Here is a 22075-nt window from a genome sequence, read left to right as displayed (position 1 = left end):
CGGCTCGTGTCATCCGGCCAAGTCCGGACACTTACCACCCGCTCTGGGCGTATGCCAACTGCCGAGGCGGCGCTGAAAACTCAACAGTCCGCCGCCGTCTTGCAGCCAATGGCGACCGTCCACAATCGAGAAATCTAAGGTGACGGGGCTCCAGCCGGTAAATGCCACCGCCACCACACCGCCGCGACAGCGCAACGACGCGCCGGTACGCACGCGCACCCGATCACCCTGCAATTTCCAGTTAATGGCAAAACCGTGAGACAGGCGCCCGCCGTTGTGAAACCCATAGGCGAATCCTGTGCCGTCGGCGTGTAGCTGCCATACCAGTTGTTCATCATTTTCACCCACGACCAGCCAATTCCCGGCCCATTTGCGCTGCGCCGACTCTTCCGCAATGGCCAGGGGCAGCACTAGAAACAGCAGGAGAATCAAGACATAGACCTGTAAGAATGCGAGGAAGAGGCGGTGAGACGAGGGGTGACGCAAAAACTTCATGCGCGACTCTCTGTATAGGATTACTGCGACTGGCGGCCGCAGCCGCCGGTGTTCCTCTCCGCGATGCAGCGGTCGCTACAGCGGTATGAAAAATGGCCCAGGCGCTATTTTTCACGTCCTTTGTTTTTATAGGCTAGACGTAGAATCCAACTTTTGGCAGTAGAAGCCTCAAAAATATTTCTTCGTGCGCCAGAACGGGGGGGAAGTGTGAAAATTATGGGGATAAAGGCAGGTATGGGAACCGCTGACGAATCTGGCGGTGATTCCAATGGCAGTTATTCAGCCCGGGCGCTAGACAAAATTTTATCCCCGCGCCAGACACGGTATTTCAATTGCAGCCCGGGAGGCAGGTAAACGACCAGCGGAAGATGGCTGTTATAGGGCAACATCAGCCCTTCGCCGCGCACAGGCACGAAGCGCCGCGACCTAGAGCCCGCTGGACAAGTCTTGTGACCGGCCGGACCAGGCTCCGGCTCTGCCAGTACATAATAGGGATAACCCAACCCTTCCAACGTCTCGCGCCGAATCGCGGCGCGATAACTGCGCAGGTTGCAGTCCACCACCTCACTCTTGCCCGGTACCAGCTCCACCATAAAGCGGCTTTCATCCGCCGCTCTGGGCAGGCGGATCACCAGGCGCACCTTTCCGTCCACGGTGGCGGGGAAGGCATCAAGATCAGAAGCCCCGGCGGTACCGGTGAAACAGCTGAGGCATAGAATGGCGGCACGGCGCAGCGACATGAGGAGCCCTGTTGGTGATTGACGGGCATTGCACCACTTAGTGTAGCCCTAACTTATCGCCAGGTGCGATCTGATCCGCGCACAAGGGATGTGCGGCCTGTCGGTGCGCACAAAAAACCCCGCACTGGGCGGGGTTTCGTTAGCATTGCCATCAGCTGCGCTCGGCACGCTCTTTGGCAATTAGGTAATCGGCCACCTGCAGCATTAGTTCCTGGCCATTGCTCTTGCCTTTAAAGCCAGGCAGGGAGGTGCTGATACGGTATTTGCCCGCCACAACCACTTCCGGGGTGCCGGACAACTGATAGGCGCGCTGGTTGGCCATGCCCTGTTTGACCCTGCTGTTGATGGTGAAGGAGTTCATCAGCTTGGCGGCCTTGGCACCATCGGCGCCATGGGCATTAAACAGTTCCTCGATGGCCTTCAAATCCGGATTCCAATTGCGGCCTTCCTTCACAGCAAACATTTTGCGCTGGTTGTTGATGGCGTTGAAGATGGGGGCATGCAGTCGATCCAGCACCCCCATGGTATCGGCCACATAGTACATGCGGGCGTGCACCTCCATGAGCGGCTGCCAGATGGCGGGAATCTTCAGCAGCGCCACGTCTTCCGGCATTTTTTCTTTCCAGCGGTTCAGGGTCGGCTCGAAGTGGTAGCAATGGCCACAGCCGTACCAGAACATTTCAGTCACCTCGATCCTGCTGTCGTCCTTCTGCGGTACCGCCTGCGGCAGTACTTGGTAGTGCTGGCCGGCCTTGAACTGGCCGTCTTCCTGTGCACAGGCAACGAGGCTGAACAGCAGAGTGAAGACCAGGGCAAACAGCCTGGACAGGGGGGCGACAACGACATTCATAGTCTTCTCCAACGTTATTCTCTCGGGACCAGGGGGCTACGTAATAGACAGCGCAGATTATTGAAGTTCCGGCAGGTGGAAGCAAGGAACCCGGTCAACATGTGCACCCATTCCCAGGGCCTCGTCACCGGCAATGGGCCCCTTACAAGCGCTACGGAGGCTTTACAAAAAAGGCCGGTCTAAGACCGGCCTTTTTTGTGATATTCGCGACAGACAGCCTGGCGATCAGTCCGTCAGACCCGCCACATAGTTGGCGAGTGCTGTGATCTCGGCATCGGACAGCTGCTTCGCCACACTGCGCATCACGCGGGTGTCACCATCATTGGTGCGGGTGCCCGCACGGAAGGCTTTGAGCTGGGTTTCCACATACTCGGCGTACTGTCCGGACAGGCGCGGGTAGCCAGCGGGCGCATTGCCTTTGCCGGTCGGAGAATGGCACCCCATACAGGCGGGTACCCCGGTTTCCGGATTGCCCGCGCGGAACAGCTCCCGGCCGAGCATCAGGCCATCGACACTCTCACCGTTGTTCAAAGTCACGGAAATCGCCTTGGAACCAGACAGCTGCACCGGCTGGGAAGCGAAATAGGCCGCCAGATCCTGCAGGTCCTGTTCGTTGAAGTTATCCAGCTGACCGATCATCTGCGGCACTTGGCGTGCACCACTTTTGATATCCATCAGCTGTTTGGCCAGATACTTTTCTCCCAAACCCGCGATTTTCGGAAAGGCGGGCGCCAGACTGTTGCCGTCGGCACCGTGGCAAGCGGCGCAGGCAGTGGCCTTCGCCTTACCGGCGGCAGGATCTCCGGCCGCCATCACAACTGGCGCGGCCAGGCCGAAGGTGAGGCCCAGGGCCAGAGCTGTATTCTTTATGATGCTGTTCATACGTCGTCCCATTGCGCGCTGAATGACTGGTTCGCTCCACCCGGGCGGAGACTGACTCGCGTCGCCCCCATAGTTCTGCGACGCAAAAACGGCGGCATTATATACTTGTGCGCCAATTGAGTGTACTGAGTCAACAAATCGCCAATGTCCGAATCCAGCATCGAAAAACTAAACTTCCGCGCCGTTCAGTTCCTTACCAGCGCACCCACCCTCGCGGAATGTCCGGAGGACAGCGGCGCCGAGGTCGCCTTCGCGGGCCGTTCCAACGCCGGTAAATCCAGTGCCATCAACGCATTGACCGGCAACAGTAAGCTGGCGCGCACTTCCAAAACCCCGGGACGCACGCAACTGATCAACTTCTTCCGCGTCGGTGACACCCAGCGCCTGGTCGACCTGCCCGGCTACGGTTACGCCAAAGTGGCGCGCGCGATGAAGGACGAGTGGCAGCGGCACCTGGCCTTCTATCTCGAACAGCGCCACTGTCTGCGCGGCCTGGTGCTACTGATGGATATCCGCCAGCCGCTGAAAGAATTCGATATTCATATGCTCACCTGGGCAGTTCAGTCGGGTCTGCCCGTGCACATATTGCTGACGAAAGCGGACAAGCTTAAAAGGGGCCCCGCCAACAACACCCTCTTCGCAGTCGAAAAGGCACTGAAGGCACAGGGATTGGACAATGGAGTGACGGTGCAGACCTTCTCATCCACCAAGAAAACCGGGCTGGACAAATTGGAACTCAAACTGAGTGAGTGGTTGGCGGTAGGCCCGTAAATGGAGGCCACCGAATCGTGCGGCACACCTAAAGCGGCCTCGGCCGCTTTGATCCCGTGCGGGGAACCTCCACGTAACGGCGGGCCCTGCGTTCCAAAGCTATCCGCGCGTAGTCCTAGAGAGTTTGGCCGTCGCGCACATCCGCGAGTAGTGACTGCAACAACACCCTTCGCAACTGCCGCCGCGCCCGCGGCGTGAGGCAGCGCAGATCCTCCACTTTCAGACGCCGCTCGGCCAGCAACGAAGTCAGTGTATCCTCGCGAATCTCAATCTCGAGAAATTGTGATGAACTGGCAGCGGCCACGCCTGACAGCACTGCTTCAGTGCAAACTGACAATGCCGCCGAGCTGGCGCTGCCACTGCTGGCGTGCCGGCGGATTGGGTTCGCGGGTGTAGAGGGTGCGGATGCAATCGGCGGTAATACGGTAGTTGTCTCCATCCTTTAACTCCCGCGCCAGCCTGGAACTGGCCCCTACTAAGATGTAATTGCCGTGATTCTGCTGGCCCCGATGATGGTAGGCGTCCATCAGCAACCGCGCACTTTCGGCAAACCTCTGCGCCGCGATGGCGTAGGCAGGACGGCGGACGCTGAGCAGGAAATCCGCCAGTTCATAGGCACAACCGAGAAAGGGAATGGCCTCGCCTTGGTTGCCGTCTTCACACAGGCTGGCCCCCCGCTCAATCCAGTCCATCCAGGCCTGCTCGGCGCGGAGCGGATCGGCTGTCAGCCATTGGTGATGATTTGCACAGAGATAACGGTGATTCACGCTGAACTCCTCGATTCGAACTACAAATCATGCTAATACGAATCGTTCTCATTTGCAAAGAAAGCCAGCGTTTTTTCCGCCAAAATCTGAGCATAAAAAAGGCCGGCAGAAGGGGCCTGCCGGCCAGGGGGTCGGTGCCCTTGGGGATGGGCACCTAACCAGACGTACCCAGGGGGACGGGCACGCCTGTGGGTTCTCAAAAGAAGCAGCATTCCTACTGATACTGAAGGATAGGATCGCAGCGCCTGCTTCCCCAGGTTGTGCATTGCCGGGGTGACGGCACTTGGCGGATTCTAAATCAGCAATTGGCGCGTTTCCGGAAATGGTTTCCATTTATGCCGGCCGGACAAAAAAAACCCCGATGTTTGGGGAGGTATCGGGGTGGGGTCAAGCGAATTGTCGGGAAGGGTTAAGGAGCAACAATGATTTGTCTGTTTAGAGCCGGCCCAGCGGTCTCGGTTCCGCGCCCCTGAGTAAAGATTCGTTAATCCGGCAAAGGGACGTCTGGAGCAGATACGACACTCGCATTTCCGTACTAAGGAGCCTCTGATTAATTCATTTCCTGGTGGCAGAGGTTCCCTAATTCACCGCCCTATTCCCCTTCCCGCTCAATGTCGCAGCAGTGCCTCGGTGCCGGCTCCCCCGGTCCGGTGAGCACCGAGCCGCTGATGGGATTGGGGCGGAAGCTGGTACAGCCCTTGAGGCCCAATTCGTGCGCCTCGCGGTACAGGGATTCAAATTTCTCGAACGGGCAGCCCACGGGCACGTTGACCGTTTTCGAAATCGCGTTATCCACATAAGGTTGCAGCGCCGCCTCCATAGCGAGGTGGGCCCAGGGTGACAGCTGGCGGGCAGATACAAAATACGCCGGCAGCGCATCCGGGTCACCGCCCCGCTCGCACCAGAGCCGGTAGGCCGGGTCGACAATGTCGAAGTGGCGATACCTACCGTCCGCTGTCAGCACCCGGCGCCGGTGGCGAAACTCAAACACCGGCTCCACTCCGCTGGAGACACCTCCAGCCAGCAGACTGATTGTGCCGGTAGGCGCTAAGGCGATCAGATGGCTGTTGCGGATACCGTGCTTCGCTATTTCCCGGCGCAGGGCATCGGGAAGCGCGCGGATGTCCGCAGCGTTCAGATAGGCCTCTCGGTCGTAGAAAGGAAAGCTGCCCCGCTCCCGCGCCAGGGCAATGGACGTTTTATAGGCGCTGTCACGCAGCGTCCGCAGGATGCGCGCGGCCAGATCCCTCGCGCTGCCGCTGTCGTAGTGTAGCCCCAGGGCGATCAGCGCGTCCGCGAGCCCGGTTACGCCCATGCCGATTCTACGACTACCCTTAGCCTGATCTTCCTGAGCCGGCAGCGGATAGCGGGACAGATCGATTACATTATCGAGCATGCGCACCCCCAGGGCCGCGCATTCCGCGATGCCTTCCCAGTCCAGGCGAGCGTGTTCGCCAAAGGGATCGCGGACAAAGCGCATCAGATTTACCGAGCCCAGATTGCAGGCGCCGTAGGGTGGCAGCGGTATTTCGCCACAGGGGTTGGTGGCACTGATCTGTTCCCGGTAATAGAGGTTGTTGTGACGGTTGATCTGATCGACGAACAGCACCCCCGGCTCGGCACAATCGTAAGCGGCACGCATAATATCCCGCCACAGATCCCGCGCGCGCACGCGCTTCAGTACCCGGCAGGGCAATGGGTCCGCTTCCCCGCTCCAACGGCGCTCTATCAGCTCCGCGCCCCGCCCTTCCAACTGCCGCTCCGGGAAGACCAGCGGCCACTCCTCATCTTCCTCCACCGCCTGCATAAAATCGTCGCTGACCAAAACCGACAAGTTGAAATGGCGCAGTTCGCGGGGATCCCGCTTGGCCTCGATAAAGCGCTCTATATCCGGATGGTCGCAGCGCAAGGTGGCCATCATGGCGCCGCGACGGCTGCCGGTGGACAGCAGCGTTGCGCACATAGCGTCCCAGATGCGCATAAAGGAAACCGGACCTGAGGCGATGTTGCCCGTGCGGTGCGCGATGCTCCCCGCCGGGCGCAGCGTCGAAAAATCGACGCCGATACCGCCGCCCTGTTGCATGGTCAACGCCGCTTCCTTCAGGCGTTCAAAGATCACCTCCATCGAATCCTCAACGATACCCATCACGAAACAATTAAAGAGGGTCACCTGATGGGCAGTGCCGGCGCCCGCAAAAATGCGCCCACCCGGCAGAAAGCGAAAATCCGCGAGGTTCTGGTAGAAACGCTGAGCCCAAAGCTCGGACTGCGCCGGCTCCACCGATGCCAGCGCATTGGCGAGGCGGCGCCAACTGTCTTCAATGGAGGCGTCATAGAGCAAATCGCCATCCCTGTGGCGGTACTTTGTATCCCAGATAAACTCCGAGATCTCCGCCTCAAAGTGGGCCATGTCCCTCTCCTCCGCACCCAGTAGATGGCTGAAAAAAACCACCCGGGGCCGTTCTGAATTGGTTTCGCGACACATATCCACAAACCTCCGAGCGAAATACAAGCGGTGCGTGCCCAGGTGGGTTCCCGCCACGCATCCCCTAGTCCCGACGCCCGCCTTGTCACTCTCTACGGGACACTCAACTGGGCTGCCGGACCGCTGTCGTGCAGGCGGCGTATCCCCTCGGCCAGCAGCCGCGCGCAGTCGATGACCTCCAGCCGGGGCGACGAGGGCTGCGGCAGAGAGTTAGTCACGGCAACAGCTTCCAGTGGTAACTGCGCGAGTTTTCTCAGCGCATCGCCGCAAAACTGACCGTGACTGGCCAATACCCAGATACGCGCGGCACCACCGCCGAGAACCGCATCCACCGCGCGGCAGACGGTGCCGCCTCCTGCGATGAGGTCGTCGACAAGCACCACATCCGCCCCCCACACATCCCCGGCCAGGGTTCCACCTGAGAGCTGGTCGGCGCTGCGGTACTTCTCCACAAAGGCGCGACCGATGTTGCGTGCCAGACGCTCTGCCAACGAGCGGTGGAATCGCTCAGCGCGCTTTATCCCCCCCAGATCCGGCGAGGCCACTACCAGGGGGTTTGCACTGTCTTTCAGCGCCGTGGCGATAAAATCCACGAACAAAGGCTGCGCAAGCAGATGCAGAGTGCGGCAGCGAAAGGCATTCTCAAAAGCAGCCTGGTTATGGGCATCCAGTGTCACTATCCCATCGGTACCCAAAGACTCGAACAGGGTTGCCAGATAACGGTTAGAAAGGGGGTCATGGAGCTTGGTACGGCGGTCTTTGCGCCCGTAGCACAGGTAGGGAATAACCGCAGTCACACGGGCCGCGCCGGCATCCTTCAAGGCGCCGATAAAAAACAGTATACGGATCAGCTTGTCATTCACGCTGCTGCGCTCGTCGCTGTATAGCGATTGCACCAGGTAGGTATCGGCGCCCTCGACATCGTCGAGTGGACGTATTTTGTGCTCTCCATCAATAAACGCCCGCTCCTCGTGGGCGGCCAATGGCTCCCCGAGGGCGGCGGCGACACGGCCGGCAAACTCGGCACCAGCATCGAGGCTGAACAGCTTCAGGCGGTTCATTGCACGCTACCGCCGCAAGAGACCGGCCATGCGGAAGCGGCTGGCGCCTGGCAAATCTTGTCCCCGCACAGCTTTCCATCTGATCACAGGTGATCTCCCACCAAAGCTTCCGCCGCTTTCAACATCGCGATCACCTGCTCGTCTTTAAGTTGAGGGAAGTCGCGGTAATGGGCGCCGATCGACCAAAAAGATTGCGGGGTTTCCAGACATTCAATTCGGTCAACCAGAGAAGTAAACCGCGCCAAAGATGAAGGCGGCGCCACCGGCACCGCTAAGACGAGCTCCGCGGGCTTCTGTGCGCGTGCCGCGCGCACCGCCGCCGCCATGGTGGCGCCAGTGGCGATGCCGTCATCCACCAAAATCACACAGCGGTCTTTGAGTTGTGGCCAAGGCTTATCGCCGCGGTAACGCCGGGCGCGGCGCTCCAGTTCCTTTCGCTCCCCACGCTCCACTGCATCGAGCTCCGCATCGCTGATGCCGCAGCTCGCCACTACCTCTTCGTTCAGCGCACGCGCATCGCTGGTAATGGCGCCCATGGCCAGCTCCTTGTGGCCCGGCACCCCCAGTTTGCGCACCAGCATCAGGTCCAGCGGCGCCCGCAGTGCCCGCACTAGCTCCAACCCCAGGGGCACGCCCCCGCGGGGAAGCGCCAGGATGATCACATCTTCGCGGTCCGCGTAGGAGCGCAAAGCCTGCGCCAAAAGCTGCCCCGCCTCGTTGCGGTCTGCAAAGGGCGTCATCACTGCCTATACCTCGATGACTTCGGCAATAAAACTAGACTAGCAAACAGATCCCCCAACAAAATGCCCATGACCCATCCCAGCGCCAAAATGCCGGACTTGGAGGAAAAAACCCGTTTCCTGCTCTCCCCGGCCAGCTATCCCGAGGGCACCCGCCATGTGCACCTGGTGGAAACCCATATGGCGCGCGTCTTTCTGACCGACCATTTCGCCTATAAGATGAAAAAACCGGTGCGCTCCAGCTACCTGGATTTCAGCACCCTGGACAAGCGCCACACCGTCTGCCGCGAAGAACTACGCCTGAACCGGCGCCTGACCGATGGTGTTTATCTCGACGTCGTGGCCCTGCGCATGGACAGTGATGGCCACTTGTCCCTGGGAGCGCAAAACGACACTGTGGTGGAATGGCTGGTAAAGATGCGCCGTCTGCGCGAAGACACCGCCCTGCCCCATCTGATCGCCACTGCTGCCCCACAGACCCTGGCGCCCCTGCTGCAGCGGCTGTGCGACTTCTACCGCAATGCGAAAGTCATCGCCCTACGCGGGGAACAGTATGTGGCGGGGCTTCGCCACCAGATTGAGAACTGGCGCGATCAGCTGCAGGCACCGCAACTGTCGCTGGACGGGGAGGAAATTGAAGCGACAGCAAAGGCCCTGCTCGCTTTCACCCGGCGCGAGGCCGGACTCCTGGGTGGGCGCGCCAAAGACGGTCTGATTGTCGAGGGACATGGAGACCTGCGCCCGGAACACTGCTTTCTGACCCAGCCACCGCAGATAATCGACTGCCTGGAGTTCAACCGCCCGCTGCGCTGGGTGGACCCGGTGGATGAACTCAGCTATCTGGCACTCGAATGCGAATTACTGGGGAGAAAAGACCTGGGGGAAGCGGCCCTAGAATACTATAGCCAGGCAAGCGGCGACCGGCCCCCCAAAACCCTGTCTCGCTTTTACCGCGGCGCGCGCGCCCTGCTGCGGGCCCATCTGGCCGCCGCGCACCTGCTGGACAGCACAGTGGCGGAACCCCGCCAATGGCGACACAAGACACGGATCTACCTGAGCGCGGCGCAACACTACAGTCGATAGCCCCGCATACAGCCAAAAAAAATGCCCCGGAATTGGGGGATTCCGGGGCAAATATCTGACTTCCTTGGGGGATGATGACGCATTCCAACGATCTTGCCTGTTTAGAGGGCTGACCGCCGGACTGGTTCCCCGAATTGCGTAAAAAAATGTGAATTTTTTCTGACGGCGTTGGTAACTTAATCGGTCAGCGCACCGGCTCCGCGTACAGCTTTTCGTCGTAGGGCAGTATCGTCAGCCCGTCCCGGTCCACATGGGCCGGCCAGTCCAGCGGCGGGCAGTCGGGGGAAACAGCCGCGTCCGGGTAGGCCTCCCGCACCGCATCCACTTCCCGCTGCAGCTCTGGCGACGGGGTGATGCGCAGGCTGTCGATAATATTTTCCACCAGCTCCAGCATCGGCTCCGGGCTGATACGGGCATCTATCTCTTCCTGGGTGCCGGTGGCGTACTGGTGACAGGTAAAACTGATTTTGATCAGCTTGTCCCGCCCCACTGGGAAAAAGACAAAACGGAAGCGCTCACCAGCTTGCACGATACAGTTCATATCAAAGCACAGCACCGGCACAGGCAGCTCGTGCAGTGGCGTCCAGTTAAGCGGCGCCTGGTAATAGGGCTTGCTTCCGTAGACTTCATGCCCCCAGCTGGCGGTGATATAGCTCAGGGCAGCGGTCTCCAGGGCCTTGGGGTGCAGGAAATTGATCTGCGGGTTGGGCTCCGCAAGCCGCAATCCCAGAAGGCTGAAATGCACCTTCCCCTTGCAACCCGTAAACCAGGGACCATAGAAAGCCCATTCGCGCGCGACTATCCCTTCATATAACCAGCTCTGGCTAGGCATTCGTCTATCGTTGTGATTCCTACCTTTCAGCTCGTAGACCTGCGACAGAATTCGCCACTCACTACTGCCGGATACTGGGCGCGGAGCATGGCGGGGCAGGCGCAATGCCAGAGTGCAGTTCATCAGGCGGATGGACACTTCCCTTGCCCAACGAAAAGAGGGCCCCCGGGGGATGCACTGCCCCTTGTGTTCCCGCCACTCGAATGGCGGATACTTAATATAGTTGCGCATCAGTAGCGGCTCTTCTGCACCATCAACCTCCCAAATCTGCCAGCCTCAGCGCACCGGCTCCGCGTACAGCTTCTCGTCGTAGGGCAGTATCGTCAGCCCGTCCCGGTCCACGTGGGCCGGCCAGTCCAGCGGCGGGCAGTCGGGGGAAACAGCCGCGTCCGGGTAAGCCTCCCGCACCGCATCCACTTCCCGCTGCAGCTCTGGCGACGGGGTAACCTGCAGGCTGTCGAGGATATTTTCCACCAGCTCCAGCATCGGCTCAGGGCTGATACGGGCATCTATCTCTTCCTGAGTGCCGGTGGCGTACTGGTTACAGACAAAGCTGATCTTGATCAACTTATCACGCCCCACCGGGAAAAAGACAAAGCGTTCAAGTTCTCCCGCTTGTATCACGCGCCGCATATCAAAACGTACTGTTGGCAGGGGCAGATACTCCAGGGGCGTCCAGTTAAGCGGCGCCTGGTAGTAGGGCTTATTTCCACATGTATGGTGTCCCCAGCCAGCGGTGACATGGCCTAGGGCGCCAGTTTCCAGCGCCCGGGGATGGAGAAAGTTGATCTGCGGGTTGGGCTGCGACAGGCGCAGTCCAACCAGACTGAAATGCACATTGCCCATGCAGCCGGTAAACCAGGGGCCGTAGAAAGCCCAGGCGCGCGCAATAATGCCCTCGTAGAGCCAGCTTTGACTGGGCATCACGTTATCATTGTGGTTCCGCCCCTCCAGATCGTAGACCCGCGGCAGGAGCCTCCACTCGCCGCTGTCGGCCCCGGGCGGCGGCGCGTGGCGCGGCAGGCGCAGGGCCAGAGTACAGTTCGTCAAGCGAATGGTCACTTCCCTTGCCCAACGAAAAGAGGGCCCCCGGGGGATGCACAGCCCCTTGTGCTCCCGCCACTCGAATGGCGGGTATTTAATATAGTTGCGCATTAGAATTTACTCTTTATCCGGTCGTATTTATCCGGCAGCCAGGCCTCCGTCATGGTTTTGCCCAGCTTGCCGATTGTCGCGGCACCGCCCACCGCTGCGCCCAAGGCTGTAAGAAAAGCCGCTGCCGCCGCTGGCGCCGGAGCACTGGCGGATAGGCCCGCTACTGCCGCCAAGGAGCCCATAAAAGCACCAGCACCCTGCAGGCTTTTACCATGCTCGACCATGTCCGTTATAGCCTGAAGCCATTTGTAGTTTTTTTCATTTTCATTTCTCCAGCGGTTGATGATCAGCTCTAGCTGGTCCCGGTTGCCGATATAATCCAGCATATGAGTTTTGGAGAATTTGCGGTCCAATTTCAGACCCACCGCATGGGCGGCCTTAACAGCCTCATTTGGAGAGGTTCTGGGCCGCACCAGAAAGGCGGTATGGTTTTCCAGCCGCACACCGCGATCGGCAAGAATTTTTAACGCCTGGGTCAGTACAGCGGAGCCGCCAAATTCGGCAATCCAGCCCACACCTTTTATTTTGCGCGCGTCATACATGGTTTTAGCCAACAGTAGCGCGGACTCATGCAGCGTGGCATTATCCAAGGGGCGCACTGCATCACGATAATTGATCCGTCCACCGATACGCTTCTTACCCGGGGTATAGTGCATATCGAAGCCATTTTTTTCGACCCTAAAGCCGCCGCCAGAAAAGGGCGCTTCGGCGACTCGTGAAGCGGATCGGCTTGCTGCTATGTCAGGGTTTTTATAACCACTATCACTAATCGCCACCAACCGATCTTCCCTCTCTTTGATTTTGCCTTTTTTCTTCCACCTTGCGAGCCAACGCTTATCAAGCTTACTTACCTCATAAAGCCCCGGCTTCTCAGCCTTCTCCATTAGCTCCGAATAATTCAGATCCGCCTGCATATACAAAACGCGGTAACTGCCATCGGGGCGTTTTTCCGCAGTGACACGACAGCCGGGCAGAATCACTACAAACTCTTCCGTGCCGTCTCTGTGTACAGCATCCGGTTTGACGAAAATATTGTTCTGATGCAACCGGCCGGCGGCGAGCTGGTGGATGCCGTTGACGGTCAGCACGGCCCAGTAATTGCCGCGGCGGGCGAGTTTGACCAGTTCTCGGTAGATGGGGTCGGCTTGCGGGGTGATGGTGACGGGTTTGCCAGCGTGGTGTCCGGCGATGCGGATTTCCCGCCGGACAGTATTGTTCGAAAACATTTTGTTAACTCCCTGAAAAAATTCCCTGCCGCTATAGCGACGCCGTCGGATTCTAGGAGCTGAATGTGACGCCGATCAACTGGCGAGTGTTTTTATTGTTAGCTACTCGGCAAAAATTTTTATTGAACAAGCCGGGAAAAAGGCGACCAGCCAGTTCTTTGGGTGCTGCGTCACACCTTTATTCGAGCAAAATTATCTGCAAAGCAAAAAAATTTGCTCAGTAACTCTCTGGTGAAAAGGTTCTCCAGTCCGGGCGAGCAACCCAGGTGATGGGATGACATTGTGAAGCCGTCAGATATTGGGAATTGGTCCTGGATATTTGAAATACCTATCCCATTTGCCGAGTGCCCCTGAACTTGTAACAAATGTCTCACAAGTGAATCAGAGGCTATTTAAGACGGCTGTATCAGTGCGCCTGATCCCAGTTATCCCCCACCCCCAAATCTGCAATCAGGGGCACGTGCAGTTCCGCGGCGCTTTGCATCAGTTCGGTGATACCAGTGCTGACTTGCTCCACTTCCCGTTCCGGCACTTCCAGTACCAGTTCGTCGTGCACCTGCATAATCAGCTTGGTTTCCAGTCCCTGCTCCGCCAGCCAGGTGTCCACGGCGATCATGGCGCGTTTGATAATGTCTGCGGCGGTGCCCTGCATAGGCGCGTTGATGGCGGTGCGCTCGGCGGCCTGGCGCTGGGCGCCGTTACGGGAATTGATTTCCGGCAGATAGAGGCGGCGCCCGAACAGAGTTTCCACATAGCCCTGTTCCGACGCCTGTTTGCGGGTGTTTTCCATATAGGCGTGCACGCCCGGATAGCGCTCGAAGTAGAGGTCTACATATTGCTGTGCGTCGGCCCGGGGAATATCCAATTGCTTGGCTAGCCCGAAAGCGGACATGCCGTATATCAGGCCAAAGTTAATCGCCTTGGCGCGGCGGCGCTGCTCATCGGTCACCGCCTCCGGCGCTACCTCAAATACCTCGGCGGCCGTGGCCCGGTGGATGTCCTGGCCTGCGGCAAAGGCTTCCACTAAACCTTTGTCGCCGGATAGATGGGCCATAATGCGCAGTTCTATCTGCGAATAGTCGGCAGCGATAATTTTGCTTCCCGCGGGAGCGACAAAGGCCTGGCGGATGCGGCGCCCCTCCTCTGTGCGGATGGGGATATTCTGCAGATTCGGATCGCTGGAAGACAGGCGCCCGGTGGCCGTCACTGCCTGGTGATAGGAGGTGTGCACCCGGCCGGTGGCCGGATCGATCATCTGCGGCAGTTTGTCGGTGTAAGTGTTTTTTAATTTGGCCAGACCCCGGTATTCCATAATCAGGGCCGGCAGCGCGTGGCTGTGGGCCAGTTCCTGCAGAACCGGTTCCGCGGTGGAGGGGGCGCCTTTGGGGGTTTTTTTGATGACCGGTATCTGCAGCTTGTCGAAGAGTATGGCCCCCAGCTGTTTGGTAGAGCCGAGGTTGAATTCTTCACCGGCTTCCTCAAAGGCCCGCTGCTCTACTTCGCGCATCTTTTGTTCCAGCTCGGCGCTCTGCGCGGCGAGCATTTTGGCGTCAATATAAGTGCCGTTGCGCTCCATACGCGCCAGTACCGGCAGCAGGGGCATTTCGATTTCGTCCAGCACTTTTTCCAGAGACGGCTCGCGGGCCAGTCGCGGGGAGAGTTCCTGGTGCAGGCGCAGGGTGATGTCGGCGTCCTCAGCGGCGTAGGGGCCCGCCTTGTCCACCTCGATCTGGTTGAAGGTCAGCTGCTTGGCGCCCTTGCCGGCAATGTCTTCGTAGTGGACCGTTTGCTCGCCCAGGTATTTGAGCGCCAGGCTATCCATATCGTGGCGGCTGCCGGTGCTGTCGAGCACGTAGGATTCGAGCATGGTGTCGCGGGCAATCCCGCGCAGTTCTATGCCGTAGTTGGCGAGGATATGGCTGTCGTATTTGAGGTTCTGGCCCACCTTCTTGTGGTTTTCGTCTTCCAGCAGCGGCTTGAGCTTGGCCAGCACCTCATCGAAAGGCAGCTGCGCCGGCGCCCCCATATAATCGTGCGCCAGGGGCACATAGGCGGCCTTGTAGGGTTCCACGGCAAAAGACAGGCCCACCAGCTTGGCCTGCATATAGTTGAGGCTGGTGGTCTCTGTGTCGAAGGCAAAAATTTCGGCTTCTTTGAGTTTCTGCAGCCAGGCGTCGAATTCGGCCATTTCGGTCACTATGGCGTATTCCCGTTCGACCGCTTCCGCCATTGCCTCTTGCGCGGATTCGCCGGAGAGCTCCTCCAGCCAGCCGCGGAATTCCAGCGTCTCGAACAGTGCGATCAGTCTGTCGATGTCCGGCTCGGCGTTGTGCAGATCCTGTGGATGAAGCTGCAAGTCCACATCGGTCTTGATCGTGGCCAGTTTGTAAGACAATTCGGCGGCTTCGCGGTGCTCCGCCATTTTTTTACCGAGCGTTTTGGCGCCGCGGAATCCGAGGGGTGCGATGGCATCCAGGTCCGCGTAGATGTCCTTTAAGCTGCCGAGGTTTTGTAACAGTGCCAGGGCGGTCTTCTGGCCCACGCCGGGCACGCCGGGAATATTGTCGGATTTGTCCCCCATCAGGGCGAGGAAATCGATGATCAGCTCCGGGCCCACACCGTATTTCTCCCTGACACCTTCCACATCCAACTCGGTGTTGCTCATGGTGTTGACCAGGGTGATACCCGGGCGCACCAGTTGCGCCATGTCCTTGTCGCCGGTGGAGATAATCACTGCCTGGCCCTGACGCTGTGCCTCCAGGGCCAGGGTACCGATCACGTCGTCCGCCTCGACACCTTCCACAACCAGCCGCGGCAAGCCCATAGCATCGATGATGTCGTGAATTGGCTGGATCTGCTCGCGCAGCTCGTCGGGCATCGGCGGGCGGTGGGACTTGTAGTCGGCGTAGAGTTCGTCGCGGAAGGTCTTGCCCTTGGCATCAAACACCACTGCCACAGTGCTGTCCGGGTGCTCCTTCAGGTGGCGGCGCAACATGGCGATAACGCCGCGCACCGCGCCGGTGGGTTTGCCACTGCTGGTGGTCAAAGGTGGCAGGGCGTGAAAGGCGCGGTAGAGATAAGAGGAGCCGTCCACCAGGATCAGCGGAGCTTGGGTGTTTTTGTTCGTCATAAATCTCAGAAATCAGTGTTGGAATTGGATTGCGGGAGGCAAATTGCAGATAGCATAACGTCCTTTGCCGGCATTTTCCCCGACCTGCCCGGCGAAGTCCGGGAACCGCTGATGCATTCGCATCGGCTTTCCATCTGTCCCCGGAGTACCTGCACCGCCAGAAAGCGACTTAATCAGAGGTTCCCTTGTGTTCATGCCGGGCAGAAACACTATGGGGCAGCGCCGCCAGGCAGCGGCGCGCCTGTGCCAGCAACTGCTCGATCAGATCTCGGTAGCTGGCACGCGCAGCCAGGTGCACTGCCAACGGGTCCAGGGCCACGTAGCGCAAGCCCAGATGTTCCGCCAGCTGGCGATCGCGGTCATTTTCCGGCACTTCTCCGAACAGGCAGCCGTCACCGGCGTCCTGCAACTGCAACAGCGCCTTGGCACCGCGACTCGCAGTCCCGGTTTGGCTGAGGGCTTTGGTTTCCACCCCGGCGGCACCAAAAAAGTGGCCGTAGGCATCGTGTGTCACCACGATGGGCATGTCCCGGTATGCCCAGAGCGCGCGATCCAGCACCTTTTGCAGGTTGGCCATTTGGCGGGAGAAGTCGCGCGCCCGGCGGCGGAAATCCTCCGCCCGACTCGGCTCCAGTTCGGCCAGGCGCTCGGCGATGTGTGCGCCGATGACCGCGGCATTGCGCGGGCGCAGCCAGAGGTGCGCATCGGTTTCGTTCGCGCCCGCAAATTCGTAGCCGCCGGCGCGCAACAGTGGGAGCTGGCGCCCGGCGGGCAGCAGTGCCATCTGTTTCGCCAGCACGGCTTCCATCTCTGGCCCCAGCCATACCGCCAGGCGCGCCCGCTCCAGCAGCGCGCGGTCGGAAACACTTGGCGCGTAGTGGTGTGGATCCGCGTTTTCTATCAGTAAATGCACCGGCAGGTCGTCACCGACAATCTCCTGTGCAATCAGTGCCAGTGGCCGGATACTCACCACCAGTGGCGACTGCTCCCCGGGCTGAGTTCTGTCGCAGGCGGCGAGCAGAATGAGCGTCGATAAAAGAAGCAGGTACCGCGGACGAAACATCATATTGGACATGGGTCGACAAAAAACTGCGATATAATCACACCCGGCTATTGCCCGCCAGTCATTCCAATCCCCTCGCCATTTTGGAGATTTCACCCTGAGCCCATCGGAGCCACTGATCACCGCTGACCACCTCGGCCTGGAAATCGCTGGCCGGCAGCTGCTGCGAGATATTTCGCTGCAACTGCGCGCGGGGGAGATCGTCACCGTTATCGGACCCAACGGCGCCGGCAAGACGACGCTGTTGCGCTTGTTGCTCGGCCTGACCAAAGCCACCAGCGGCTCTGTGCGGCGCAAACCCGGCCTGCGCATCGGTTATATGCCGCAGCGTTTGCAGGTCGATGCGTCCCTGCCGATGTCGGTACAGCGTTTTCTGCAACTGGGCCAGGCGGATCTGAGTGCCGAGCGGGCGCGCGCGGCATTGCAGAGAGTCGGCGCGGAACACTTGAGTGCAACCGCTTTGGCGGATCTGTCCGGCGGCGAAATGCAGCGAGTACTGCTGGCCCGGGCCGCTTCGCGCAACCCGCAGCTTTTGGTTCTGGACGAGCCCACCCAGGGCGTGGATCTGGGCGGCCAGGGCGAAGTCTACCAGTTAATCGCCGCCCTGCGGGATGAGCTGGGCTGCGGCGTGCTGCTGGTATCTCACGACCTGCACCTGGTAATGGCCGCGACCGACCGGGTGCTGTGTATCAACCAGCATATCTGCTGCTACGGGCACCCCGAACAAGTGAGTCGGGACCCGGCCTACCTCGAACTCTTCGGCGACAAGGTGGCCCCTTACACCCACGACCACGACCACCGCCACGACATAGGCGGTGACATAGTGCGGCCATCCGGCCAAGAACCCCTCCATAACAAACAAGAGCGCGGTAAATAGTGCAATTTGGCGAACTGCTACAGAGTCAGTTTCTCTGGTATGCCCTGGCCGCTGGCATTCTGGTGGCACTGGTAAGCGGTCCTTTGGGCTGCTTCGCGGTGTGGCGGCGGATGGCCTATTTCGGTGATACCCTGGCCCACTCGGCGCTGCTCGGTGTCACCCTCGGCTTCGCGCTTCACCTGATGCCGACCCTGGCTGTAGGTGCTACCTGCTGTGGACTGGCGCTGATACTTGTCTATTTGCAGCAGCGGCAGCAGCTTTCTCTGGATACCCTGCTCGGCATACTTTCCCATTCAATGCTCGCGCTGGGTATTGTCGCCGTCAGCCTGTTCGAAATCCGGGTGGATCTGTTGTCTCTGCTGCTCGGCGATTTGCTCGCGGTGAGCAGCCGGGATCTGCTGCTGATGTCGACAACTGCCGCGCTGATCGCTGCCCTGATGTACTTTCTGTGGGATAAACTGCTCGCCTTTACTCTTCACGAAGAGCTGGCCGCGGTGGAAGGTGTCCCCGTGGTGCGGGTGCGGCTGGCATTGATGTTGATGCTGGCGTTGCTGATCGCCATCGCGATGAAAGTGGTGGGTGTGCTGCTGATCACCGCCCTGCTGATCATCCCTGCCGCCGCTGCGCGCAAATTGTCGAATACCCCGGAACGCATGGCCGCCCTGGCCTCCGCCATTGGTTGTCTGGCGGTCGTGCTGGGTCTCGCGGCTTCCGTCCTTTGGGACACGCCGGCCGGGCCATCTATCGTGCTGTCAGCCGGTATCGTGTTTTTGTTTTGCCAGTTCCGGAAAAACTAAGGAACCTCTGATTAATTCGCGTGAACGCTTTGGTTAGTTCCGTGGCGCTCAGGCAATAGGATGGCCATTTCGAAAACGCACGAGTACTTCCTTGTAGCTCCGACGGATACATCCCTGTATCCGACGGTTTCGAAATGGCCATCCTATCACCTGAGCTTTTCATCTAGCTCCAAAGAATTTTTACCGTCAGGAAGCGAATTAATCAGAGGTTCCCTAGAGCTATCTTTGCCTTCAAGGAGCTGGGGCATCGCGATCTTTTAAGCTTTCCCAAATATACTGTATTTATTAGGCAAAACTTTTTTGATTGCTGCTTAATATGTGAAATTATCCGCCAAAAACGCCCACTACCGCACTCAAACTCACTGTCTGATTGTTTCGACGTTTTGACGTTGCTAATGTTGCCCCACGACCAGCTGGATCAGGTCGGTCACCAATAACGAAAAATAAATTGGACGGGCAATGATTATGGACAAATCAATCTTTCACCGTAATGCACTGGCTACCGCCATTATCACTGCAGCCGCCGCGGCTGCTCCCCAGTCCCCGCTCGCAGCAGAACAGGAGGCCATAGAAGAAATCACTGTTGTCGGATCGCGTATTCAGCGCAACGCCGAGTTTGAAACTGCCACGCCTATCCAGGTGATGGACAGGGAGGCGATTGAAAAGTCCGGCTATACCAGCCTGCAGCAGATGTTTGAAAAAAATCCCGCAGCCGGCAACGGTACCTTCTCCACCCGCGGCAATAACCAGGATTCCACCGCTAACGGTGCCGCCGCGGTGAGTCTGCGCGGAATGGGTGCCGATGCGACCCTGGTTCTGGTCAACGGCCGTCGGGTAGCCATCAGCGCCTTTGCGGAGAGTATCACTACCAATTTTGTGGATATCAATTCCATCCCGCTGGCGGCAGTGGAGCGGGTTGAAGTGCTCAAAGACGGCGCCTCGGCCATCTACGGCTCCGACGCAGTGGCCGGTGTGGTCAACTTAGTGCTGCGCGACGACTTCGAGGGGATGGAGGTCTCCGTCGACTATGGCGGCGCCGATGGCTACGATGAGCAGTCCACTGCCGCTATCTGGGGTATCAATGGCGACGACGCCAACCTCACACTGATTTTCGATCATCATAAGAACAGCACCCTGGCCAGTATTGAGCGCAAGGGGCTGGATACTGCCGACCAGTCCGCCCGCGGCGGTATGGATTTTCGCTCCTCGCGGGGCTACCCGGGCAGCTTCAATGTGGACGGCAGCATTGTACCGGACCCGGCCTGCCCGCCCGAAAGCAACACCGATGAAGGCTGTGTCTACGATTACGGCCCCTGGGGGCTGTTGATTCCCGAGGCCGAGCGCACCGGTCTGCTTCTGCTCGGGCACACCCAGCTGAGCGACAGCGTGGAGTTGTTTACCGAGGTGGCCTACCAGCACAATACCTCTATCGCCCAGGGCGCCCCCACACCACTGGACGGTGATGCCGGCCTCACAGTGCCGGCGGATCATCCGGACAATCCCTTCTCTACGACATCGGATCTGGATATTTACCGCTACCGTACAGTAGACGCCGGCGCGCGCCAGTGGGATATAGAGACGGACAACATCCGCGCTGTCTTTGGCCTGCGCGGCACTGTCGCCGACTGGGACTGGGAGGCGTCGGTACAACGCTCCCGCAGCGAATCCATCCAGAGCGGTGACCGCTCCCAGGGCTGGGTGCGCACCGACCTGCTGCAGCAGGAAATCGATGCGGGCCGCTACAATCCCTTCGGCGGTACACAGAATCCGCAATCGGTGATCGATGCTATTACCACCAGCCTGGTGCGCCGGGGCAAGTCGCAAATGACCGGGGTGGACTTCACCATCAGCGGTGAAATCTTTGACACTGCCAACGGCGCCATTGCCATGGCTACCGGTTTGGAATATCGCGAAGAATCCGTCTCAGATATCCCCGATGACCAGTTCCAGCGCGGCTTAATCTTCGGCACGGAGTCCGTATCGGCATCCGCCAGCCGCGATATTGGCTCCGCCTTCGTGGAATTTGCGATTCCCCTGCCCGCCAATCTTGACCTGACCCTGGCCGGCCGCTACGACGATTACAGCGATTTCGGTTCCACCACCAACCCTATGGCGAACCTGCTGTGGACCGCCAATGACCGCCTGTCACTGCGCGCCTCCTGGGGCACCGGTTTCCGCGCCCCCTCCCTTGCACAGATTGGCCTGGGTCCATCCCAGGAATCCACTTTCTTCGTGGATACCTACGGTTGTGCGATAAACAGCACCTATTGCGCCAGTACCGACTACACCATTGTCTTTTCAGGCAACCCGGATCTGGAGGCTGAGGAATCTGAGTCTTTCAATCTGGGCGCAGTCATCACCCCGATTGACGACCTGCAGCTTTCCCTCGATTACTGGAGCATCACGCAGGAAGGCAAGATCGATGAAGTGCCCGTTGGTTATATCTACTACAAATACTGCAACGACCAGAACAGTACCATGTGCCGACGCGATACACCCCTGCCCGGCGAGTCCCTCGGCGCCTTGCAGTCCGTTAACAGCAGTTTCCAGAATATCGGCGAACAAACGGTGTCTGGTGTCGATCTGAGCCTGGTCTATTCCAGCCTGCAGCTAGCGGGCGGCGATCTGAGTCTCCGCCTGGATTACACCTACTTGTCAGAGTTTGAACGAGTGGAACTAAATGCAGACGAGGTATTCCAAACCCGCGATCTGGCCGGCGAATACGAATATCCACAGCACCGCTGGTCTGCATCCGGCGACTGGACCTTCGACAACTTCGCCTTTACTGCTGGGCTGAATTATATCGGTGAATTTGAGGATACGCCGGATATCGACTTCGACGGCACCCTCGACTACGAAGCCAACAAATCGCGTACTGTGGATGCTTTCCTGACACTGAATCTGCAGGCCCGCTATACCGGTTTCGATAATCTGGTGTTGAGTCTCGGCGCCGACAACGCCCTGGATGAAGAACCGCCCTTCGCAATCGGCGATGGCGATTCAGACCTCTACGGGTATGTACAAAGTCAGCACGACCCTCGCGGCCGCTTTATCTATGGCAAGATGGTTTACAACTTCTGAGATCGCTGGCTCTGCCGTTTCCGTTTCAAGAAGGGGGCGA

At 59.2% G+C, this 22075-nt stretch carries 19 protein-coding genes; 5 read left to right on the top strand and 14 right to left on the bottom strand.

Annotated elements, in window-relative coordinates; genetic code table 11:
• Positions 1 to 9: 9 nt before the first annotated feature.
• The 4 genes from BM155_RS06920 to BM155_RS06905 all read right to left on the bottom strand — a co-directional run bounded on the left by BM155_RS06920 (position 10) and on the right by BM155_RS06905 (position 2967).
• Positions 10 to 495, bottom strand: coding sequence for a hypothetical protein (locus BM155_RS06920; RefSeq protein WP_067149971.1), 486 nt, complete (start codon positions 493 to 495; stop codon positions 10 to 12).
• Between the two features lie 275 nt (positions 496 to 770).
• Positions 771 to 1235: an ecotin family protein gene (locus BM155_RS06915; RefSeq protein WP_067149968.1), complete on the bottom strand. Its 465-nt coding sequence runs from the start codon at positions 1233 to 1235 to the stop codon at positions 771 to 773.
• A 151-nt stretch (positions 1236 to 1386) separates the two neighbouring features.
• On the bottom strand, positions 1387 to 2085 hold the full coding sequence (locus BM155_RS06910) for a thiol:disulfide interchange protein DsbA/DsbL (RefSeq protein ID WP_074901911.1): 699 nt from the start codon (positions 2083 to 2085) through the stop codon (positions 1387 to 1389).
• Between the two features lie 225 nt (positions 2086 to 2310).
• Complete coding sequence (locus BM155_RS06905; RefSeq protein ID WP_067149962.1) at positions 2311 to 2967, bottom strand: c-type cytochrome; 657 nt, start codon at positions 2965 to 2967, stop codon at positions 2311 to 2313.
• A gap of 144 nt (positions 2968 to 3111) precedes the next feature.
• On the opposite strand from BM155_RS06905, the gene yihA reads away from it, so the two are divergent.
• The gene (yihA, locus tag BM155_RS06900; RefSeq protein WP_175487764.1) at positions 3112 to 3738 is read left to right on the top strand and encodes a ribosome biogenesis GTP-binding protein YihA/YsxC; all 627 of its coding nucleotides are present in this window, start codon (positions 3112 to 3114) and stop codon (positions 3736 to 3738) included.
• 115 nt (positions 3739 to 3853) lie between these two features.
• On the opposite strand, the gene BM155_RS06895 is transcribed toward yihA, so the two are convergent.
• The 5 genes from BM155_RS06895 to BM155_RS06875 form a co-directional block, all read right to left on the bottom strand.
• Complete coding sequence (locus BM155_RS06895; RefSeq protein ID WP_067149959.1) at positions 3854 to 4042, bottom strand: hypothetical protein; 189 nt, start codon at positions 4040 to 4042, stop codon at positions 3854 to 3856.
• Between the two features lie 16 nt (positions 4043 to 4058).
• Positions 4059 to 4505 (bottom strand): hypothetical protein, encoded by a 447-nt coding sequence (locus BM155_RS06890; RefSeq protein ID WP_067149956.1) that lies wholly within the window; start codon positions 4503 to 4505, stop codon positions 4059 to 4061.
• A gap of 592 nt (positions 4506 to 5097) precedes the next feature.
• Positions 5098 to 6915, bottom strand: a complete 1818-nt coding sequence (locus BM155_RS06885; RefSeq protein ID WP_074902039.1) for an adenosylcobalamin-dependent ribonucleoside-diphosphate reductase — start codon at positions 6913 to 6915, stop codon at positions 5098 to 5100.
• 167 nt (positions 6916 to 7082) lie between these two features.
• Positions 7083 to 8051, bottom strand: coding sequence for a ribose-phosphate diphosphokinase (locus BM155_RS06880; RefSeq protein WP_074901907.1), 969 nt, complete (start codon positions 8049 to 8051; stop codon positions 7083 to 7085).
• 83 nt (positions 8052 to 8134) lie between these two features.
• On the bottom strand, positions 8135 to 8791 hold the full coding sequence (locus BM155_RS06875) for a phosphoribosyltransferase (protein WP_067149950.1): 657 nt from the start codon (positions 8789 to 8791) through the stop codon (positions 8135 to 8137).
• 69 nt (positions 8792 to 8860) lie between these two features.
• Between BM155_RS06875 and BM155_RS06870 the strand changes: the two genes are divergently transcribed.
• A complete protein-coding gene (locus tag BM155_RS06870; RefSeq protein WP_083421107.1) occupies positions 8861 to 9874 on the top strand; it encodes a hypothetical protein in 1014 nt (337 codons plus the stop codon).
• Positions 9875 to 10058: 184 nt separating this feature from the next.
• Here BM155_RS06870 and BM155_RS16990 read toward each other — a convergent pair whose 3' ends face one another.
• The 5 genes from BM155_RS16990 to BM155_RS06845 form a co-directional block, all read right to left on the bottom strand.
• The gene (locus BM155_RS16990) at positions 10059 to 10937 is read right to left on the bottom strand and encodes a hypothetical protein (protein ID WP_139223165.1); all 879 of its coding nucleotides are present in this window, start codon (positions 10935 to 10937) and stop codon (positions 10059 to 10061) included.
• 45 nt (positions 10938 to 10982) lie between these two features.
• Positions 10983 to 11861, bottom strand: coding sequence for a hypothetical protein (locus BM155_RS06860; RefSeq protein WP_074901896.1), 879 nt, complete (start codon positions 11859 to 11861; stop codon positions 10983 to 10985).
• Positions 11861 to 13087, bottom strand: coding sequence for a hypothetical protein (locus tag BM155_RS06855; protein ID WP_074901893.1), 1227 nt, complete (start codon positions 13085 to 13087; stop codon positions 11861 to 11863). The genes BM155_RS06860 and BM155_RS06855 overlap by 1 nt, the downstream gene beginning before the upstream one ends.
• A 406-nt stretch (positions 13088 to 13493) precedes the next feature.
• Complete coding sequence (gene polA, locus BM155_RS06850) at positions 13494 to 16217, bottom strand: DNA polymerase I (protein ID WP_067149937.1); 2724 nt, start codon at positions 16215 to 16217, stop codon at positions 13494 to 13496.
• Between the two features lie 169 nt (positions 16218 to 16386).
• Positions 16387 to 17292, bottom strand: a complete 906-nt coding sequence (locus BM155_RS06845; protein WP_254773145.1) for a metal ABC transporter substrate-binding protein — start codon at positions 17290 to 17292, stop codon at positions 16387 to 16389.
• Positions 17293 to 17395: 103 nt separating this feature from the next.
• Here BM155_RS06845 and BM155_RS06840 point away from each other — a divergent pair, with 103 nt between their 5' ends.
• The 3 genes from BM155_RS06840 to BM155_RS06830 all read left to right on the top strand — a co-directional run bounded on the left by BM155_RS06840 (position 17396) and on the right by BM155_RS06830 (position 22035).
• Positions 17396 to 18157: an ATP-binding cassette domain-containing protein gene (locus tag BM155_RS06840; protein ID WP_175487769.1), complete on the top strand. Its 762-nt coding sequence runs from the start codon at positions 17396 to 17398 to the stop codon at positions 18155 to 18157.
• Positions 18154 to 18954 carry an iron chelate uptake ABC transporter family permease subunit gene (locus tag BM155_RS06835; RefSeq protein ID WP_082817330.1) on the top strand — a complete coding sequence of 267 codons (801 nt, stop codon included), beginning with the start codon at positions 18154 to 18156 and terminating at the stop codon, positions 18952 to 18954. Before BM155_RS06840 ends, BM155_RS06835 begins: the two co-directional genes overlap by 4 nt.
• Positions 18955 to 19419: 465 nt before the next feature.
• Positions 19420 to 22035: a TonB-dependent receptor gene (locus BM155_RS06830; RefSeq protein WP_074902034.1), complete on the top strand. Its 2616-nt coding sequence runs from the start codon at positions 19420 to 19422 to the stop codon at positions 22033 to 22035.
• The last annotated feature ends 40 nt before the right edge of the window (positions 22036 to 22075 follow it).

The sequence above is a fragment of the Microbulbifer thermotolerans genome (assembly GCF_900112305.1).
GTDB classification, from domain to species: Bacteria; Pseudomonadota; Gammaproteobacteria; order Pseudomonadales; family Cellvibrionaceae; genus Microbulbifer; species Microbulbifer thermotolerans.
The sequence above is the reverse complement of the archived record's forward strand: the minus strand, read 5'-3'. Positions and strand labels throughout refer to the sequence as shown.

Bases quoted from the DNA above. Each gene is read 5' to 3' on its own strand.
- BM155_RS06920 (WP_067149971.1), bottom strand. From the start codon at position 495: ATGAAGTTTTTGCGTCACCCCTCGTCTCACCGCCTCTTCCTCGCATTC.
- BM155_RS06915 (WP_067149968.1), bottom strand. From the start codon at position 1,235: ATGTCGCTGCGCCGTGCCGCCATTCTATGCCTCAGCTGTTTCACCGGT.
- BM155_RS06910 (WP_074901911.1), bottom strand. From the start codon at position 2,085: ATGAATGTCGTTGTCGCCCCCCTGTCCAGGCTGTTTGCCCTGGTCTTC.
- BM155_RS06905 (WP_067149962.1), bottom strand. From the start codon at position 2,967: ATGAACAGCATCATAAAGAATACAGCTCTGGCCCTGGGCCTCACCTTC.
- yihA (WP_175487764.1), top strand. From the start codon at position 3,112: ATGTCCGAATCCAGCATCGAAAAACTAAACTTCCGCGCCGTTCAGTTC.
- BM155_RS06885 (WP_074902039.1), bottom strand. From the start codon at position 6,915: ATGGCCCACTTTGAGGCGGAGATCTCGGAGTTTATCTGGGATACAAAG.
- BM155_RS06880 (WP_074901907.1), bottom strand. From the start codon at position 8,051: ATGAACCGCCTGAAGCTGTTCAGCCTCGATGCTGGTGCCGAGTTTGCC.
- BM155_RS06875 (WP_067149950.1), bottom strand. From the start codon at position 8,791: ATGACGCCCTTTGCAGACCGCAACGAGGCGGGGCAGCTTTTGGCGCAG.
- BM155_RS06870 (WP_083421107.1), top strand. From the start codon at position 8,861: ATGACCCATCCCAGCGCCAAAATGCCGGACTTGGAGGAAAAAACCCGT.
- BM155_RS16990 (WP_139223165.1), bottom strand. From the start codon at position 10,937: ATGCGCAACTATATTAAGTATCCGCCATTCGAGTGGCGGGAACACAAG.
- BM155_RS06860 (WP_074901896.1), bottom strand. From the start codon at position 11,861: ATGCGCAACTATATTAAATACCCGCCATTCGAGTGGCGGGAGCACAAG.
- BM155_RS06855 (WP_074901893.1), bottom strand. From the start codon at position 13,087: ATGTTTTCGAACAATACTGTCCGGCGGGAAATCCGCATCGCCGGACAC.
- polA (WP_067149937.1), bottom strand. From the start codon at position 16,217: ATGACGAACAAAAACACCCAAGCTCCGCTGATCCTGGTGGACGGCTCC.
- BM155_RS06845 (WP_254773145.1), bottom strand. From the start codon at position 17,292: ATGTCCAATATGATGTTTCGTCCGCGGTACCTGCTTCTTTTATCGACG.
- BM155_RS06830 (WP_074902034.1), top strand. From the start codon at position 19,420: ATGGACAAATCAATCTTTCACCGTAATGCACTGGCTACCGCCATTATC.